This window comes from Mesorhizobium sp. M0698 (assembly GCF_040320455.1).
Taxonomy (GTDB): Bacteria; Pseudomonadota; Alphaproteobacteria; order Rhizobiales; family Rhizobiaceae; genus Mesorhizobium.
In genome coordinates this window covers 52,199-68,673 of record NZ_JAMYPQ010000012.1, presented here as the reverse complement: position 1 = coordinate 68,673, position 16,475 = coordinate 52,199, and the positions used below count along the sequence as shown (strand labels likewise).

Below are 16,475 nucleotides of genomic sequence, written 5' to 3'. Positions count from 1 at the left end.
GCCATCGCCGTTTCGGGGGGATCGGAATGCCGTTGTCAGCACGCAAATTTCTCAGATCGGTGAGCGGCTCGTTCGCGCCATTGCTCGCCATCTTGCTTATCCCGATGGTTGCCGCATTGGGTTTTTCCATCGACTATACCTCTGCGGTTTCAACCAGGGCATCGATGCAGAACGCCCTCGATGCAGCGTCGCTGTCGATCACGACGCTTTCGACGGACACCTCACTGGCGGACCGCCAGGTAAAACTGCAGGAGGCATACCTGGCCAATGGCGGGCAAGGCACGGCCAAGCTCGACAGCTTCGTCGTCGCCACCGACGGCGCCGCCAGCATCAAGGCTTCGGCCGGCTTTGCCATGCCGACGAATTTCATGCAGATCGCCAGGATCAACACGGTGCAGATCGGCGTTGCGTCGGCAGTGACAAAGCGGCCGGCATTGGTGCAAGCCACGTTCAAGGTCGACAAGATCTCTGGCTGGTGGGACAAGACGGTGACGCTCTACGGCACCAAACCAGGTGACGCGGCGGCCAACAAGCTGATGAGGATCTCCTACGCGTACAACAGGTTTGGCGATCCCAAAGGCTACGGGACGTCCTCTGTTTACACGATCAACGGAACGACGGAGACGCTGGTCCAGAAACAAGTATGCACGACCGTCACGGTGACCAGCTTCTATGGCTTGCCCACCGGCACAATCACTCAGATCAGCGGTACCAGGAAATACGCAACCACCTGCGTCAACACGATGTATCCCGCGACCGGCGCCGGTGCGGTGATCGACGTGAAGGACATGGATAACCTGTCTCTGGAGATGAAGATTCCGAATCCCAATCCTGGTCTTGGCGGCGGCTATCTGGCCTCGGGCACGAAAGAAACCCTGCGATCGGACGATCCGGCCACGTCCGACCGATTGTTTATCGACAAGGTCAAGACGCTGGCCAATACGACTGTCGACATCTTTGAGGCCGTGCCGTGCGGCATCACCAGCAGTCAAGCGTGGGAAGATGGCGGATCACTTACCAACAACACCATAGACGATGCCGATTTTTCCTATTTTGTGACCGGCAAGTGCGCGTTCAACAAGCGGCCTTCGGAAACCGTGCTCACACAATAGGGGCGACTTGAGTGCCGATCTCCCCCTTGTGGGTCCTCAAGGGGGGAGATCGGACATCCCCTCGGCTCTCGCTAATGCTCTAGGAACTCGGACTTCTCCTCAATCACGAAGCGGTGATGCTGTAACGAACCGTGTGTCGGCGGCGAAGTGTGGACATGGAACCGCACAGGAGAACAGCGATGACCGGATCGGAACGAAGCACAGCCCTGATGGGGCTCGCCGCGGCACTGTTTTCCGCGACTGTGCTGTCGGCAACCAGCGCGGCCGCCGGCCAGACGCTGACCGTCGTAGAGCTGTTCACCAGCCAGGGCTGCTCGTCCTGTCCGCCGGCCAACGCCAATCTGATCAAGGTCAAGGACCGGCCCGGCGTGCTGGCGCTGTCCTTCAACGTCACCTACTGGGACTATCTCGGCTGGAAGGACACATTCGGCAAAGAAGAATTCACGCAGCGCCAGGTCCGCTATGAACCGTCGCTCGGCCGTTCCGGCCCGTTCACGCCGCAAGTGGTGGTCAACGGCAGGGCCGATGCCGTCGGCGCCAGGCCGGGCGAGATCGAGCAGCTGATTTCGAGTGGCGGCCACGCTGACGGACCTTCGTTGTCGCTCGCCGGCGGAAAGGTCAGCATCGGCGCCGGTCCGGTGCCCGGCGGCAGGGCCGATGTCTGGCTGGTGCGTTACGGCAAGGGCGTCGTCGAGGTGCCGGTGGCGCGCGGAGAAAACACCGGCCGCACGCTGCCGCACGCCAATGTCGTGCATTCGCTGACCAGGCTGGGCAGTTGGACCGGCGACGCCACCGCACTGCCGCTGCCGGCGGCGACGGGCGGCCTCAGCACAGCGGTGCTGGTGCAGGTGCCGGGCGGCGGGCCGATCCTCGCTGCCGCAGCGAATTAGAACCCGTTCCGAAATTTGCGCAACGCCGCAGCGGCGCCGCTGCATGCCGTCAACCCCTGCCAAACCCTAGGAGATCATCATGACCAATCCTTTGACCAATCGCCCGACCCTGGCGGCACTCGCCTTCGCACTTTGCTCGACGGCGCTGTTCGCAGGAGGCGCGGCGCGGGCCGAAGATGCGATGAAGCCGGCGAACGCCATGGCAACAAACGCCATGAAACCGGCAACGGACGCAATGAAGCCGGCCGGCGCCATGGCGGCTGACGCGATGGCCACGACCGCGATGAAGGCGACAGATCCGATGAAGGCCGACTGCATGGCCAAGGCCGCCGCCGAGACGGACGCCATGAAGAAAGCCGAAGCGACCAAGGCCTGCGATGCCATGGCTCCGGCCAAATAGGCGATGCGCACAGCAATGTGAGAGCCCGGCGGACCTATCCGTCGTATAATCCACACCAGCATCATGGGAGATCAGACATGACCGGAGCCCTGAAACGATCGTCGAATTTCGCAAAAGCAGCACTTGCCGCGCTCATCCTCACGGCCGCCGCGGCCGTGCTCTGGCAGACGCCGGCAGTCTCGGCCGAAGACGCGGTGGTGATCCCGCCGCCGGCATTGGACGAGAAGGCCACCGCCGGCACCGAAAAGGCGGTCTTCGCCGGCGGCTGCTTCTGGGGTGTGCAAGGCGTGTTCCAGCACGTCAACGGCGTCACCAGCGCCGTTTCCGGCTATGCCGGCGGCGACAAGGACACGGCCGTCTATGAAATGGTCGGCACCAGCCGGACGGGCCATGCCGAATCCGTCGAGATTACCTACGAGCCGTCCGAGGTGACCTACGGCCAGCTGCTGCAGGTGTATTTCTCGGTCGCGCACAATCCGACGCAGCTGAACTACCAGGGGCCGGACAGCGGCACCCAGTACCGTTCGACGATCTTTGCCGAAAACGACACGCAGAAAAAGATCGCCGAAGGCTACATCGCCCAGCTCGACAAGGCCAAGGTGTTTCCCAAGCCGATCGTGACGACGCTGGAGACCGGCAAGACCTTCTATCCGGCCGAGGACTATCACCAGGACTTTCTGACGCTCAACCCGACCTATCCCTATATCGTCTACAACGATCTGCCCAAGGTCGAGAATCTGAAGCGGCTGTTCCCCAACCTCTACAGCGAAAAGCCGGTGCTGGTGCTGGCCGCCAACAAGAGCTGAGCTTTTGCGGGGGGCCTGCTGATCTCCCCCCTTGAGGGGGAGATGGCCGGCAGGCCAGAGGGGGTCGGTTCGGTTGGCGCGACGCGGTCCAGCATATCGAGGAAGACGAAGTTGGCACTCCACGCGCGGCGACCCCCTCTGTCGCTTTCAGCGACATCTCCCCCTCAAGGGGGGAGATCAGCAGTTTCCGCGCTTCGCACTACTCCCCCTTTTTCCAGGGCAGGCTCCAGCGCACCTTCTCCAGCGTCGCCTTTGCCTCGGCCGAGTCCGGGTCGGGTTCTGTCTCACGATAATGCGCCGAACCCTCAGGCGGGTAGGCAAGTGTGTTGTTGAACGCGAATTTGTCGATCTGGCTGAAGTCGGGGAAAGGCAGGTTTTCCGTCTCGCGCCAATCGCTGACCCTTTTCTCCGCGGCGATGCGTTTTTCGTCGTCGACCGGAAGGTCGGTGGCTCTGTATTCCAGTGACGAAGGGAAGGCGAACTGCGCGCCGGCATCATCCATGATGTTGATCATGGACAACAGGATGTCCTCGCGGATGGCTTGAAAATCGGCCACGTCGGCGGTTTTGATATAAGTGAACACGTCGATATCGAGCGAATAGGCGCCGAAGCCGGCAAAGCGCACGCGGCACGGCTCATCGATGACGCGCGGATGGGCAATCAGCAGCTTGCGCAGCTCGGCCAGGACGTAACGTAGCTGATCGGGCGTCGTTTCGTAGCGCAGCTGCAGCGTCGTCGCGAACCGGGTGCGGTCGCGATGCGCGTAGTTCTCGATCTGCATGCCGGCGAAATCCGAGTTTGGCACCGAGATGATCGTGCGGTCGAGCGACCGGATGCGGGTGGAGCGCATGCCGATATGCTCGATCGTGCCGGACTGGTCGCCGAACTTGCAGAAGTCGCCGACGCTGACCGGCCGATCGGCATAGAGCGTCAGGCCGGAGAGGAAGTTCTGCAGCGTCGGCTGCGCGGCCAGCGCCACCGCCAGACCGCCGATGCCGAGACCGGCGATGACGCCTTCGTAGGGGATGGCGAGCACTTCGGCCAGCAGCAGGAAGGCGACGACCAGCACGGCGACGCGCGCCACGCCGGTGGACAGCGAAATCAGCGTGTCGTGATAGCCGGGCACCTGCCACAGTCCACGGTAATGGTCGGCGACCTTGCCGATCAGGTGCCAGACCACCGGCACGGCGCCGATCACGACCAGGCTCCAGGCGATTGCCTTGACCGGGGCGGCGACCACTTGCGGCAGACCGAGCGGGCGCAGCGTCAACAGCAGGAAGAAGCCAAGCACGATCGAGCGCACCGCCCATTCGACAATGCGGAAGAAGGCCGGGCTGTCCGTCCTTCGCACAAACAAGGAAATCAGCGCATTGGCGATGAAGCCGAAGACGATGCCGGCCAGTGCGGCAAGGCCGAGCATCGACCATTGCCAGCGCTCCATCGGGCCGGCGCGGGTGAGCAGGCCGGGGCTGATCTCGCGGGCGAGGCCACGGGCGATGAAGAACGGGTCGGTGCTGGCGAAGGCGGCGAATTCCGGCGCCACCGGCACGTCTTCGACATCGGCGTAGAGCGCGCGGATGTGGGCGAGCGTCTCGGGCGTGAACTGCCAGATCTTGCCCTTCTCAGTCTCGACCGGGCCGATGACGATGTTGCCGACGGGATGCTCGAAATAGACGAAGGGGGTGTTGCTCTTCGGATCGTCGGGGATCTCCTGCCAATAGACGTAGCCGATGCGGTCGATGACCTTTTTGAGATAGCGCTCGAGCAGGAACGCCTCGTCGCCACGCACCGCCTGACTGTAGTTGCGCAGGTCGAGCGCCGCCTGCGCCGGGTCGCCGGCTTCGGTGAGGCCGCTCAACAATACCTTGAACGTGTCGCGCGGCGAGGCGAGCCTGCTCGGATCGTCGACCATGTCGACGGCTTCGCCACGCGCTTCCTGGAATTCGGCGAGCTTGGCCTGGAGCTGGGCAAGTGGCGGCCCGACGATGAACCAGTCGCCATTCTTGCGACGAAAAGTGACGTCGAAGGAGATCCTGGTGCCGTATTGCGGCAGCGTCGCCGTCACCTCGTCTCCGGAAATCGCATCATGCGGCATGCTCCACAGACGGAACGTCGCGTTGTCGATGACGGTGAACAGAAGCTTGGTGTAATCGGGCATGTTGAGGCCGCCGCGGTCGGCCTCGGTGACGTCGACGAGACCCGCTGCCAGACCGGCAAGACCCATGCCGCCACCGGTGGCGCGCGGCACATTGTCGGCGCCGCTCTCGTTCATTGTCTGCAGGAACGAGCGCATGGTGCTCATCGGGCTCGACTGGTCGACACGGACGTCCTCGACGGCGCTGACGCGCACACCTGTCCACCATTCGGCGGTGGCGGCATCGAAGCGGCCCATGAAGCTGCCGCCGTCAGGCGATTGGACGAAGGTGAAGGCGCCCTGGCGGTCGCCTTCGAACCAGTGGCCGACAAGCTTGTCGCCTTCGGCCTTGGCCTCGATACGGCCGTTATAAAGCGGGTACACGCCCTTTACGTCAGTGCCCGTCTGCTCGAACTTGATCTGGGCGCCGCCGCCGCGCCACTTCGTGTCCCACACGCCCGTCCAGTTGGCCGCGTCCTGGGCATGCGCCTGCGGCATGGCCGGCAGCAGGCCGGCAAGCGCGAGTGCGCCGATCAGCGCGACCGTCCGGATCAGCAAAAGCAGCAGCCGATCCTGTCCTGCCGCAGAAAAGGGGTTCATTCTGTTGCCCTTCTTCTTGCCGGCGATTCTGCTGGGCCGGCCAGAGAAGGTTATTCCGCTTGAAGATGAATATTCTGTTTCAGGCGACGGCGATACCGGTCAGTCATAGGTCAGATCCGTCGCCTTGCCGGCGAACACCCGGTAGGCAAAGAACGAATAGAAGATGATGATCGGCAGCACGACGACCGTCCCGACCAGGATGACGGCCAGGCTTTCGGGTGCCGAAGCAGCCTGCCAGATGGTCAGCCGGTCGGGCACCACGAAGGGGTAGAACGACCAGGCGAGGCCGGCAAAGCCGAGCGTGAAGATCGCGGCCAATGTCAGGAACGGGAGCAGCGCGTGGCGGTCGTCGGGCTTCGGCAGATGGAAGGTCTGGCGCCACAGCCACAGGAACAGCACTGCCGACAGGATCGGCAGCGGCGACAAATAGAGCATGGCCGGCCAGACGAACCATTTGTCGAAGATGCGCGCGCTGGCAAAGGGCGTGGCCAGCGATACCGCGACCATGCCGAGCGCGGTCAGCACCAACGCCGTGCGCAGCCACAGCACCGCCTTCTTCTGCAGATCGCCTTCGGTCTTATAGATGACCCAGGCCGCGCCCATCGCCGCGTAGGCCGCGGCAAGGCAGAGCGCCACCAGCGCGCCGAACGCCATGCCGCCAGGGCCGACGTCGAGGCCGAGCACATAGACGCCGAGCATATAACCTTGCGCCAGCGAAGCGATGACCGAGCCGAGGAAGAAGATGCGGTTCCAGCGGTGCTTCCTGCCGGCCGGCACCTTGGCGCGGAAATCGAAGGCGACGCCGCGCAGGATCAAGCCGACCAGCAGCACGAAGACCGGAATGTAGAGCGCCGTCAGAATGGTGCCGTGCGCCAATGGAAAGGCGACCAGCAGCAAGCCCACCGCCAGCACCAGCCAGGTCTCGTTAGCGTCCCAGAACGGGCCGATGGCGGCGATCATCGTATCCTGTTCGGTGTCTTCGGCTGCGGCGAACAGGATGCCGATGCCGAGATCGAAGCCGTCGAGGATGACGTAGATCAGGATAGCGAGGCCCATCAGGCCGGCGAAGATCAGAGGCAGCAGGGTCGGCCAGTCGAAGCTCATGATGTTTCTCCTGGTTGCGCAACCGGCTGCGACAGCGGCCTGTTCATGACGCCCGGTAGCGGCGAGGTGTCACCATCCTTCGCCGCCTTCAATGCCAGATGCACCAACACGCCGAGATAGGCGATCAAGAGCAGCACATAGAGGATGAGATAGACCGCGAGCGACAGTGCGACATGGCTGCCGGCGACCGGCCCGACAGCATCGGCGGTACGCAGCACGCCGGTGACCAGCCAGGGCTGGCGGCCGATCTCGGTGGTGTACCAGCCGGCCAGCGTCGCCAGCCAGCCGGACAGCGCCATCGGCACCATGACAAGCGCCAGCGGCTTGGGCAGGCCGTGGCGGCGCTTGAGGAAGAAGGCCGCCGACCAGGAGACGGCGAGCATCAGGAGGCCGGTGCCGACCATGATGCGAAAGCCCCAGAACACCGGAAATACCGGGGGATGGTTGCCGGTATAATCGTTCAGCCCCGGTACGATGCCGCCGGCGCTGTGCCTGAGGATGAGGCTGGCGCCGTCGGGAATGGTGAGCTCGAACCTGTTCTCCTTGGCCGCTTCATCTGGAAGCGCAAACAGCACCAGCGGCACGTTGGGACCGGTGTTCCAGTTGGCCTCCATCGCGGCGATCTTCTGCGGCTGGTGTTCCAGCGTGTTGAGGCCGTGCTGGTCGCCGGCAAAGATCTGGATCGGGATCAGGATCGCGGCGGTGAAGACGCCGGTGCGCAGCGCCTTCCACATCGATTCCGAGCGATCGCCGTAGAGATAGCGCAGCGCCGACAGGCCGGCGACCAGGAACGAGACGGTCAGGCCCGAAGCAAGCAGCATATGGACGAGCCGGTAGGGCATGGACGGATTGAAGACAACGGCCCACCAGTCGGTGGCGTGCGCAACACCATCGCGCATTTCGAAGCCGGCCGGCGTCTGCATCCACGAATTGAGCGCGATGATCCAGAAGGCGGACAAGGTGGTGCCGCCGGCCACCAGCACCGTCGCCAGCGTGTGGACGCGGTTCGAGACACGGCGGAAGCCGAACAGCATGATGCCGAGGAACGCCGCCTCGAGGAAGAAGGCGGTCAAGATTTCGTAGGCCAGCAGCGGGCCGGCAATGTTGCCGACCGTCTCCATATAGCCCGGCCAGTTGGTGCCGAACTGAAAACTCATGGTGACGCCGGAAACCACGCCCATGGCGAAGGACAGCGCGAATACCTTAACCCAGGTGAAATAAGCGCGCATCCAGGCGGAATCGTTTGTCGCGTTGTAGCGGAGCTTGAAGAACAGCAGCACCCAGCCGAGCGCGATGGTGATCGCCGGGAACAGGATGTGGAACGAGATGTTCGCGCCGAACTGTATGCGCGACAGAATGAGCGGGTCCATGGCGGCTCCGGCTGCTGCTTGTTTGTTGAAGGATAGGCTTGATGCACCGGACGGTCAAAGCGGCGTCCCGCCGCGAGGCGGAACGCCGCAGTGCGGTTAATCTGCTTTTGCGTGGAATTTGGCTGGACGACCGGGCAGGTGTTGCCTATTCCGGCGAACCTCGATGGTCCAGAACTGTCAGGAGCGCCATTGACATCCGGATTTGCGAACCGACATTCAGCGGATTAAATCAACAACTCTGTTTCAAGCAGTCGTTTTCAGCCATGCAGCCGATCATCTCGATTTCCGGGGTCACCAAGACCTACGCCACCGGCTTCAAGGCGCTGAAGGAGATCAATCTCGACATCGTGCGCGGCGAGATCTTTGCGCTGCTCGGGCCGAATGGCGCCGGCAAGACAACGCTGATCTCGATCGTCTGCGGCATCGTCAACCGCTCGTCGGGTTCCGTCACCGTCGACGGCCATGACATCAACCGCGACTACCGCGCCGCGCGCAGTCTGATCGGGCTGGTGCCGCAGGAACTGACCATCGACGCCTTCGAGAGCGTGTGGGCGACGGTTAACTACAGCCGCGGCCTGTTCGGCAAGCCGGCGGACAGGGCGTTCGTCGAAAAGGTGCTGCGCGACCTGTCGCTCTGGGACAAGAAGGACGCCAAGGCGATCACGCTGTCCGGCGGCATGAAGCGCCGGCTGATGATTGCCAAGGCGCTGTCGCACGAGCCGCGCATCCTGTTCCTCGACGAACCGACGGCAGGCGTCGATGTCGAACTGCGCCAGGACATGTGGGCGATGGTGCGCCGGCTGCGCGAAGACGGCGTCACCATCATCCTGACCACGCATTACATCGAAGAAGCCGAGGCGATGGCCGACCGCGTCGGCGTCATCAACCGCGGCGAGATCGTGCTGGTGGAGGACAAGGCCGAGCTGATGCGCAAGCTTGGCCGCAAACGGCTTGTGCTGGAACTGCGCAGTCCCCTGGCCACCGTTCCCGATGCTTTTTCGCACTACGCGCTGGAGCTTTCGCCGGATGGCGGACAGCTGACCTATACTTATGACAACCAGAGCGAACGGCCGGGCGTCGCCTCGCTGATCCGCGAGCTCGAGGCGGCCGGCATCCAGTTCCGCGACATCGATACGGAAAACAGCTCGCTCGAGGAGATCTTCGTCAATCTGGTGAGGAAACCGGCATGAACCCGCGCGCGGCCATGAATCTTCATGCGGTATGGGCGATCTATCGGGTGGAGATGGCGCGCGCCCTTCGCACTGTGCTGCAGAGCATCGTTTCGCCGGTCATTTCGACGTCGCTCTATTTCGTCGTCTTCGGTTCGGCCATCGGCTCGCGCATCACCGAGATCGACGGCATCAGCTACGGCGCCTTCATCGTACCGGGGCTGATCATGCTGTCGCTGCTGACGCAATCGATCTCCAACGCCTCCTTCGCCATCTATTTTCCGAAATTCGTCGGCTCGATCTACGAATTGCTGTCCGCGCCGGTGTCCTATCTGGAGATCGTCATCGCCTATGTCGGGGGCGCGGCGACAAAGTCGATCGTGCTTGGCCTGATCATCCTGGCGACGGCCTCGCTGTTCGTGCCGCTGACGATCGAGCATCCGTTCTGGATGCTCGCCTTCCTGGTGCTGACGGCGGTGACCTTCAGCCTGTTCGGCTTTATCATCGGCATCTGGGCGAAGAGCTTCGAGCAGCTGCAGCTGGTGCCGCTGCTGATCATCACGCCGCTGACCTTCCTCGGCGGCAGCTTCTATTCGATCAACATGCTGCCCGGCATCTGGCGCACGGTGACGCTGTTCAACCCGGTGGTCTACCTGGTCAGTGGGTTCCGCTGGAGCTTCTACGGCAAGTCCGACGTTTCGGTCGGCGTCAGCCTCGGCATGACGGTGGTCTTCCTGCTCATCTGCATAGCGATCGTCGCCTGGATCTTCAGGACCGGCTACCGGCTGCGCAACTGATCGAACGGGCCTCGTCCAGGCGAAGCAGCCTTATCGATCGACCTTTCCTTGCCGAAGGCGACATAGGCCTGCGCCCGATGCCTGGAACCCGCGCTTGAATGCCTCGATCTTGCTTTTCATGCATTGTTATATATCATGTTATCGATGTTCATGGGATGAATTGACCTATGGAAGACGTCATACGATCGCTTGGCTTCCTGTGCCTGGGCAGCAGGCTAAAGCGTATAGGCGAGCAACTGCAAGCGGAGGCGCAGCGCTTGCTCGACAGGCTGGATGTCCCGGTTCAGGCGAGCCAATACCCGCTGCTGGCCGCGCTCGACAGGCTGGGTCCGCTGTCGGTCGGGGAACTGGCGCAATCCCTTGGCATCGCGCAGCCAGGCGTAACGCGAAGCGTCTCGCTTCTGGCCGGATTGGGACTGCTCGAGGTCAGTCCGTCGACCGATGACCAGCGGCGCAGGATCGTCTCGCTTACTCGGGACGGCCGGCGGCTGGTCGATGTCGCAAAGCGCGACGTCTGGCCTTGCATCGAGAACGTGGTCGCGGATTTGTGCGCAGGTTTTTCGGGGCCGCTTCTTGAGCAGCTGGCTGCCATCGAGGACGGCCTCGCCGCTGCCCCTCTCGACCGTCGTGTAAATAAGCCTGAGGGTGCCGCGCAATGAGACATCTGCTCGACCGCCCTATCTGGAGCGCGCTTCAGACGCGACATCGGGCCTTCGCGGAGGGTGACAACCTCGCCATGCGATATCGGCCGTCGATCGTCCCTTTCGCCGCCACTGGCGCGGACGACCCGGAAAGCCTGCGGGCGCTCGAAAACCTTGTCTCCCCGGGCGAGAGTGTGATCCTGCTTCAAGCGGACGCGATTGCTCTGCCCACGGGGCTTTCCGCGACTTCGACCGCAGCCGGGGTTCAGATGATCGCCGAGCAGCCATTGCAGATCGTCTCCGCCCCGCGCGTGCATCGTCTGACCCGAGACGATGCTGCTGAGATGCTCGCCCTGGCATTGCTCACCAAGCCTGGCCCATTCACGCTCGAAGCCTTGAGCCTGGGCGATTTTTGGGGTGTGAAAATCGAGGGCAGGCTTGCGGCAATGGCCGGCGAGCGCATGAAGCAACCTGGCTATACCGAACTCAGCGGGGTGTGCTCACATCCGGAATTTCGCGGCGGTGGCCTGGGCAAGCTGCTGTCCCTATTCGTGGCAAACCGGATAGTGGCGCGCGGCGAAGTTCCCTATCTCCACGCCTATGCCAGCAACGCCGCGGCCATTACACTATACGAGTCCATTGGCTTCAGATTGCGAAGCACAATGAATGTGGCCGTGGTTCAGCGCACCGAATGATTAGTCGGCGCATGATGCCCAGCATGGATGCATCCCGTATCGGAAGGAAGGATTTCGTATGGCCGAAATCCTTCCTTGAGACTGCAAGACCTTGCTGCGTGTCAGACCGCGATCTTGCCGCCGCCTTGCCTGGTGATGGCAACGACCGCCGGGCGCACCGGCACGTCCGGCTTGAAGTCGGGCCAGCGCGTCGACAAATCCTCATAGTAGGACGGACGGCCGAAAGCCTCCCAGTCCTCGCCGCCGTCGCCCGGATGCTGGACGGCAACGAAGGCGGTCTGGTCGTCCGGCGCAAACAGGGGACCGCACATTTCGGCGCCGATCGGCACGCGGAAGAACAGCTTTGATGTCGCCCGTGCCGTCCCCTCCGTATCGACAGCCCACAGACCATCGGTGCGGCCGGTGGCTTTCGGGCCTTGGCCGTCGGTGGCGACCCAGAGGCGGCCGGCCGAATCGACCGCGCAATTATCCGGCATCCCGAACCAGCCATTGGCGGTGGTTGCGGTCGAGAAGGTGGCGCCGACGTCGGCCACAGCGGGATCGCCGCATTTCAGCAGGATTTCCCACTTGCCCTTTGTCGCAGTGAAATCGCCGCCGTCCTCGACGATCTCGATGATATGGCCAAAGGCGTTCTCGGCACGTGGGTTGGCGGCGTCAACCTGGTCGGCTTTTCGTTTCGAATTGTTGGTCAGCATGACGTAGACCTTGCCGTTGGCGGCATTGGGCTGGATGTCTTCCGGACGGTCCATCTTGGTGGCGCCGAGCAGGTCGGCGGCGCGGCGCGTCTCGATCAGCACATCGGCCTGGCCGGCAAAGCCGTTCTCCGCCGTCAGCGGCCCCTGGCCGAAGACGATCGGCAGCCACTCGACCGAACCGTCGTCGGCAAACTTGGCGACATGCAAGGTGCCGTCGTCGAGCAAATCCATGTTGGCGGCGCGGTCGTCCGGATTGAACTTGCCTGTGGTAACGAACTTATAGGCGTAGTCGAAGCGCTCGTCGTCACCGAGATAGAAGACGACACGGCCATCCTTGGCGACGATCGATTCGGCGCCCTCATGCTTGAAGCGCCCCATCGCGGTGCGCTTCCTCGGCGCCGAAGTCGGATCCTGGACGTCGACCTCGACGATCCAGCCGAAGCGGTTCGGCTCGTTCGGCTCCTTGCCGATATCGAAACGGTCGTAATGCGCTGCCCATTCATAGGCACCTTCGGGAATGCCGAGGCGCTTGTAATTGGCGGCTTCCTTATGCCCCTGCGGCAGCTCGCCCGAGAAATAGCCGTGGATGTTCTCCTCGGCCATGACATAGGTGCCCCATGGCGTGACGCCGCCGGCGCAATTGTTGATGGTGCCGATGACCTTCGTGCCGGTCGGATCGGCGCTGGTCTTGACGCGGTCGTGGCCGGCGACCGGGCCGGAGAGCGCGATCTCGGTGTTGGAGGTGATGCGGCGGTTGAGCTTGCCGTCGCGAACGACCTGCCATTTGCCTGATACCTTGCGTATCTCGACGATAGTGCCGCCATGCGCCGTCATCTCGACGTCGACTTGTTCCTTGCTGAGGGGCGCCTGCTTGGCCTTGCCGTCGACGATGGTGACGAGGCCCGGAAACATCAGGTGCGGATTGGTGTATTCGTGGTTGACCACCAGCAGGCCGTGCTCGGCCGAGCCGTCGATCGGGATATAGCCGACATAGTCGTTGTTGTAGCCGAATTGTCTGGCCTGGGCTTCCGCCGACTGTTTTGTCGGATCGAATTCCGGCGAATCGGCGAACAGCGGATCGCCCCAGCGCAGCAGTACATCGGCGTCATAGCCGGGTGCGACGTGATGCTTGTCGTCGATGCCGGCCTCGAGCTCGTCAAAAGCGAAGGCGGAGCCTTCGGCGGCGCGGGCATTGTCGGCGGTGATCAGCGCCAGCGGGCTGACGGTAGCGGCTATGGCCGAGACGGCAAGCGAGCCCTTGAGGAAGCCGCGGCGCGAGAACCGCGCGGCGATGATCTCACCCATGGTGCGGTTGTCGGTGGGATTGGCTCCTGGCCCATCGTTTTCCTCGAGCAGGCTGGTGCGGAAATGGGCGTCAGGGGAGCGATGTTCGGTCATAGTGGGCCTGCCTCTGGCTGGATGGATTGCTGGAGCGTGTTGCCTGGCCAATCCGGTATCGCCGGCAGGTCACAGTTTGATGACATGCCGGCTAATTACCATCTGCGATTTCGTGTCCAACATCGGGCCCGCTTGACCGCGACCGGCGCTTCGGAAACAAGAGCTGCGGCAGGCGCGTAGGGACACATCGGGAGAGAACAAAAGTGAGTTTCTGGGGACTTGGGCAGCTCTGCGTTTCGACGGTGATCTTCCTGCTGGCGGCGATGGCCGCAAAACAGTGGGGGCTGGCGCCGAGCCTCGGCAAGATTGTGCTGACGTTGGCGCTCTATTCGCTGGGCAATCTGATCATGCTGAGGCTGATCCGTGAATTCGGCATGTCGGTGTCGTTCAGCCTGTCGGCGGTGATCCAGCTGGTGTCGGTGAATGTGGTGGCGCTGGTCTTCTTCGGCGAGCGCGTCAATGCCTTACAGGCAACCGGCATCGTGCTTGCCATCGCAGCTGTGGCGCTGATCACGCTCGGGCCCTATCTGCAAAGGCTGTAACTGCGATCGGGCCGATGAAGAAGATTGCAAGCAGACTGCGCAACTGGCTGGAGTTCCCGGTTCTGCTTGCCGGGCTGGTCATTGCCGGCGGGCTGTGGGGGTTCGAGGAGCTGATGGAGCTGGCGCGGGCCACCACGCCGCATGCCTTCGACACCGAAATCCTGCTTGCCTTCCGCGAGGCCGGGCAGCCTGACAATCCGATCGGACCGGCGTGGCTGGAAGGGGCGATGCGCGACATCACCAGCCTCGGCAGCGCCAGCGTACTGGTGCTGATCACGGCAGCAATGATCGTCTATCTGCTCCTTATCCGCAGGCCAGGCGCGGCGCTTCTCATGTTCGTCGCGGTAGCGGGCGGCCAGCTCCTGTCAAGCGTGCTGAAATTCGATATCGACCGACCGCGCCCTGATCTGGTCTCGCATCTCGCCGATGTGGCATCGCTTTCGTTTCCGAGCGGCCACGCCATGCTGTCGGCGGTGACATATTTGACGCTGGGCAGCATGGCGGCGCGGTTTTTGCCCGGGCGGACAACGAAGATCTATGTACTCGGGCTGGCGGTGCTGACGACGGTGGTGGTCGGCATCAGCCGCATCTATCTCGGCGTCCACTGGCCGTCCGACGTATTGGCCGGCTGGTGCGCCGGCTTTGCCTGGGCGATGCTGTGCTGGCTTGCGGCACGGTTCCTGCAGCGATGGCTTGGGCGGGCCGACGGCACCTGACTCAAATCAGCCTATTGATCAGGCCATGACCGCAGCCTGCCAGCAGGAAAACCATCGACAGCAAGGCTGTCGAGGTCGCCAACGCTTTGAATATCTTCACCCGCTCATCCTTTTGAAGTCGTGCCTGTGAAATCGGGATCGCAGTGGATGTCCCGCCAAACGATGCCGAGGTTTGTAGCATGACAGCGCATCGGCTGGCAAAGAGTGCTGCATGTTTGGAGGCAGACGATCAATCCTTGGCGCAGGAAGACGTCGCCGACCGCGCCAGCGCAGGAACTTCATCCTCGACTGTTCGGCGGTGCCGTTCTTCGATTCAACGGCGGCCAATGTCATCGAGGGTGCGGCCCACAAGGCGAGCCGCGCCGGCGTTCGCTTCATTATATCAGGCGCTTCGCCGCAGATACGCCGCATGCTGATCAACCACGGCGTCAAGCAGCCGCTGGTGACTTATGCCGCCTCGATCACGGATCGCGGGCGCAGCTGAAGAAAGCCGCGCCCGCCGCCTGAGCCGATGGCTGGCTTAGTCGAGGCCCAATGCCGCGATCTCGCCGTCGTTCATCAGCGGCACGAAGATTGTCGACTTGCCGTCGGTGCCGATGTCGGCGCTGCCCGGCTTGAACGTCGCAACCGCTTGCGGCGTGCCGCCGGCTTTGTAGCGGTAGAGCGTGCCGGTCATATACGCGGTGGCGTAGATGCTGCCGCCGATGGCAACGACGCCATCGAGGTTGGCAAACTTTTCCGCGCCGGGCAGTGGCGAAACGGCCTTGGTAGCAAGATCGACCGAGAGCAGGCCGCCCGGCTCCGCGGTGCTGAAGTCGGGCTTGATGCCCTTGCCCCAGGAAGCGACGATCAGCCGGCCGCCATCGGCGAAGATGCCATTCGGCGAAGCAAGCGCCGCATCCCTGACGAACGGTTCGGGCCGGTCGCCGTCGATGCGATAGATCGTATCGGCAAGCATATCCGTGACATAGATCTTGCCGGACGCGTCGGCGGTCACGTCGTTGAGGAAGACCGCGTTCGGCACGTCGATCGTCGATGTTAGCTTGCCGCTTGCGAGATCGACGACGCGCACATGGGTGAGGTCGGCGACGTAGAGTTTGCCGCCGACAATCGCCATGCCCTTGGGCGCGTCCATGCCGTCGGTCCAGTGTTGCGTGACTAGCTTGCCGTCCATCGACAGGATCGACAGATAGCCGTTGCCGTCGGCTTCGCCGGGATTGCCGACGATGTTCGAGACGACAACGCGCTGGCCGGCGGCGTCGAACAGCGCCGATTCAGGCTGCTCGAGGCCGCCGGTGCGCCAGAGTTCAGCGGCCTGAACTGCCGGCGCGGCTGCGATGCCGACCAGGGCGAGAAGTATCGAGGTGAAGAGGCTCGTCATGGCTAGTCTCCTGTAATGGACTGGC

The 16,475-nt window shown here is 63.0% G+C and carries 15 protein-coding genes and 1 pseudogene; 11 read left to right on the top strand and 5 right to left on the bottom strand.

What is annotated here, in order from left to right:
* Positions 1-26 precede the first annotated feature (26 nt).
* The 4 genes from NKI16_RS22295 to msrA all read left to right on the top strand — a co-directional run bounded on the left by NKI16_RS22295 (position 27) and on the right by msrA (position 3,208).
* Positions 27-1,112, top strand: coding sequence for a TadE/TadG family type IV pilus assembly protein (locus tag NKI16_RS22295; protein WP_352620816.1), 1,086 nt, complete (start codon positions 27-29; stop codon positions 1,110-1,112).
* Between the two features lie 179 nt (positions 1,113-1,291).
* On the top strand, positions 1,292-2,002 hold the full coding sequence (locus NKI16_RS22290; RefSeq protein WP_352575294.1) for a DUF1223 domain-containing protein: 711 nt from the start codon (positions 1,292-1,294) through the stop codon (positions 2,000-2,002).
* Positions 2,003-2,081: 79 nt separating this feature from the next.
* Complete coding sequence (locus tag NKI16_RS22285; protein ID WP_352571561.1) at positions 2,082-2,402, top strand: hypothetical protein; 321 nt, start codon at positions 2,082-2,084, stop codon at positions 2,400-2,402.
* A gap of 77 nt (positions 2,403-2,479) precedes the next feature.
* Positions 2,480-3,208, top strand: coding sequence for a peptide-methionine (S)-S-oxide reductase MsrA (msrA, locus tag NKI16_RS22280; protein ID WP_352782600.1), 729 nt, complete (start codon positions 2,480-2,482; stop codon positions 3,206-3,208).
* A gap of 199 nt (positions 3,209-3,407) precedes the next feature.
* On the opposite strand, the gene NKI16_RS22275 is transcribed toward msrA, so the two are convergent.
* The 3 genes from NKI16_RS22275 to NKI16_RS22265 all read right to left on the bottom strand — a co-directional run bounded on the left by NKI16_RS22275 (position 3,408) and on the right by NKI16_RS22265 (position 8,416).
* A complete protein-coding gene (locus NKI16_RS22275; protein ID WP_352840152.1) occupies positions 3,408-5,942 on the bottom strand; it encodes a mechanosensitive ion channel family protein in 2,535 nt (844 codons plus the stop codon).
* A 99-nt stretch (positions 5,943-6,041) separates the two neighbouring features.
* The gene (locus tag NKI16_RS22270; RefSeq protein ID WP_352571564.1) at positions 6,042-7,046 is read right to left on the bottom strand and encodes a cytochrome d ubiquinol oxidase subunit II; all 1,005 of its coding nucleotides are present in this window, start codon (positions 7,044-7,046) and stop codon (positions 6,042-6,044) included.
* Positions 7,043-8,416: a cytochrome ubiquinol oxidase subunit I gene (locus tag NKI16_RS22265; RefSeq protein WP_352782604.1), complete on the bottom strand. Its 1,374-nt coding sequence runs from the start codon at positions 8,414-8,416 to the stop codon at positions 7,043-7,045. The genes NKI16_RS22270 and NKI16_RS22265 overlap by 4 nt, the downstream gene beginning before the upstream one ends.
* Before the next feature lie 263 nt (positions 8,417-8,679).
* On the opposite strand from NKI16_RS22265, the gene NKI16_RS22260 reads away from it, so the two are divergent.
* The 4 genes from NKI16_RS22260 to NKI16_RS22245 all read left to right on the top strand — a co-directional run bounded on the left by NKI16_RS22260 (position 8,680) and on the right by NKI16_RS22245 (position 11,718).
* Entirely contained in the window at positions 8,680-9,606 is a 927-nt protein-coding gene (locus tag NKI16_RS22260) for an ABC transporter ATP-binding protein (protein WP_352571566.1), read from the top strand.
* Between the two features lie 14 nt (positions 9,607-9,620).
* Positions 9,621-10,382 carry an ABC transporter permease gene (locus NKI16_RS22255; protein ID WP_352451914.1) on the top strand — a complete coding sequence of 254 codons (762 nt, stop codon included), beginning with the start codon at positions 9,621-9,623 and terminating at the stop codon, positions 10,380-10,382.
* 167 nt (positions 10,383-10,549) lie between these two features.
* The gene (locus tag NKI16_RS22250) at positions 10,550-11,041 is read left to right on the top strand and encodes a MarR family winged helix-turn-helix transcriptional regulator (RefSeq protein ID WP_023679020.1); all 492 of its coding nucleotides are present in this window, start codon (positions 10,550-10,552) and stop codon (positions 11,039-11,041) included.
* Entirely contained in the window at positions 11,038-11,718 is a 681-nt protein-coding gene (locus tag NKI16_RS22245; RefSeq protein ID WP_352782605.1) for a GNAT family N-acetyltransferase, read from the top strand. Before NKI16_RS22250 ends, NKI16_RS22245 begins: the two co-directional genes overlap by 4 nt.
* A gap of 101 nt (positions 11,719-11,819) precedes the next feature.
* On the opposite strand, the gene NKI16_RS22240 is transcribed toward NKI16_RS22245, so the two are convergent.
* Complete coding sequence (locus tag NKI16_RS22240; protein ID WP_352782606.1) at positions 11,820-13,811, bottom strand: PhoX family protein; 1,992 nt, start codon at positions 13,809-13,811, stop codon at positions 11,820-11,822.
* Positions 13,812-14,014: 203 nt separating this feature from the next.
* Here NKI16_RS22240 and NKI16_RS22235 point away from each other — a divergent pair, with 203 nt between their 5' ends.
* The 3 genes and pseudogenes from NKI16_RS22235 to NKI16_RS22225 form a co-directional block, all read left to right on the top strand.
* The gene (locus NKI16_RS22235; protein WP_023679017.1) at positions 14,015-14,353 is read left to right on the top strand and encodes a hypothetical protein; all 339 of its coding nucleotides are present in this window, start codon (positions 14,015-14,017) and stop codon (positions 14,351-14,353) included.
* A 14-nt stretch (positions 14,354-14,367) separates the two neighbouring features.
* Entirely contained in the window at positions 14,368-15,069 is a 702-nt protein-coding gene (locus NKI16_RS22230; RefSeq protein ID WP_352571569.1) for a phosphatase PAP2 family protein, read from the top strand.
* Between the two features lie 259 nt (positions 15,070-15,328).
* Positions 15,329-15,553, top strand: a pseudogene (locus NKI16_RS22225) (sodium-independent anion transporter); the annotation flags it as partial.
* A gap of 36 nt (positions 15,554-15,589) precedes the next feature.
* On the opposite strand, the gene NKI16_RS22220 reads toward NKI16_RS22225, so the two are convergent.
* Positions 15,590-16,450 carry an SMP-30/gluconolactonase/LRE family protein gene (locus NKI16_RS22220; RefSeq protein ID WP_352782608.1) on the bottom strand — a complete coding sequence of 287 codons (861 nt, stop codon included), beginning with the start codon at positions 16,448-16,450 and terminating at the stop codon, positions 15,590-15,592.
* Positions 16,451-16,475: the final 25 nt, after the last annotated feature.

What these genes read in the sequence shown, in the direction of transcription:
- NKI16_RS22295 (WP_352620816.1), top strand. Translation starts at nt 27, where the DNA reads ATGCCGTTGTCAGCACGCAAATTTCTCAGATCGGTGAGCGGCTCGTTC.
- NKI16_RS22290 (WP_352575294.1), top strand. Translation starts at nt 1,292, where the DNA reads ATGACCGGATCGGAACGAAGCACAGCCCTGATGGGGCTCGCCGCGGCA.
- NKI16_RS22285 (WP_352571561.1), top strand. Translation starts at nt 2,082, where the DNA reads ATGACCAATCCTTTGACCAATCGCCCGACCCTGGCGGCACTCGCCTTC.
- msrA (WP_352782600.1), top strand. Translation starts at nt 2,480, where the DNA reads ATGACCGGAGCCCTGAAACGATCGTCGAATTTCGCAAAAGCAGCACTT.
- NKI16_RS22275 (WP_352840152.1), bottom strand. Translation starts at nt 5,942, where the DNA reads ATGAACCCCTTTTCTGCGGCAGGACAGGATCGGCTGCTGCTTTTGCTG.
- NKI16_RS22270 (WP_352571564.1), bottom strand. Translation starts at nt 7,046, where the DNA reads ATGAGCTTCGACTGGCCGACCCTGCTGCCTCTGATCTTCGCCGGCCTG.
- NKI16_RS22265 (WP_352782604.1), bottom strand. Translation starts at nt 8,416, where the DNA reads ATGGACCCGCTCATTCTGTCGCGCATACAGTTCGGCGCGAACATCTCG.
- NKI16_RS22260 (WP_352571566.1), top strand. Translation starts at nt 8,680, where the DNA reads ATGCAGCCGATCATCTCGATTTCCGGGGTCACCAAGACCTACGCCACC.
- NKI16_RS22255 (WP_352451914.1), top strand. Translation starts at nt 9,621, where the DNA reads ATGAATCTTCATGCGGTATGGGCGATCTATCGGGTGGAGATGGCGCGC.
- NKI16_RS22250 (WP_023679020.1), top strand. Translation starts at nt 10,550, where the DNA reads ATGGAAGACGTCATACGATCGCTTGGCTTCCTGTGCCTGGGCAGCAGG.
- NKI16_RS22245 (WP_352782605.1), top strand. Translation starts at nt 11,038, where the DNA reads ATGAGACATCTGCTCGACCGCCCTATCTGGAGCGCGCTTCAGACGCGA.
- NKI16_RS22240 (WP_352782606.1), bottom strand. Translation starts at nt 13,811, where the DNA reads ATGACCGAACATCGCTCCCCTGACGCCCATTTCCGCACCAGCCTGCTC.
- NKI16_RS22230 (WP_352571569.1), top strand. Translation starts at nt 14,368, where the DNA reads ATGAAGAAGATTGCAAGCAGACTGCGCAACTGGCTGGAGTTCCCGGTT.
- NKI16_RS22220 (WP_352782608.1), bottom strand. Translation starts at nt 16,450, where the DNA reads ATGACGAGCCTCTTCACCTCGATACTTCTCGCCCTGGTCGGCATCGCA.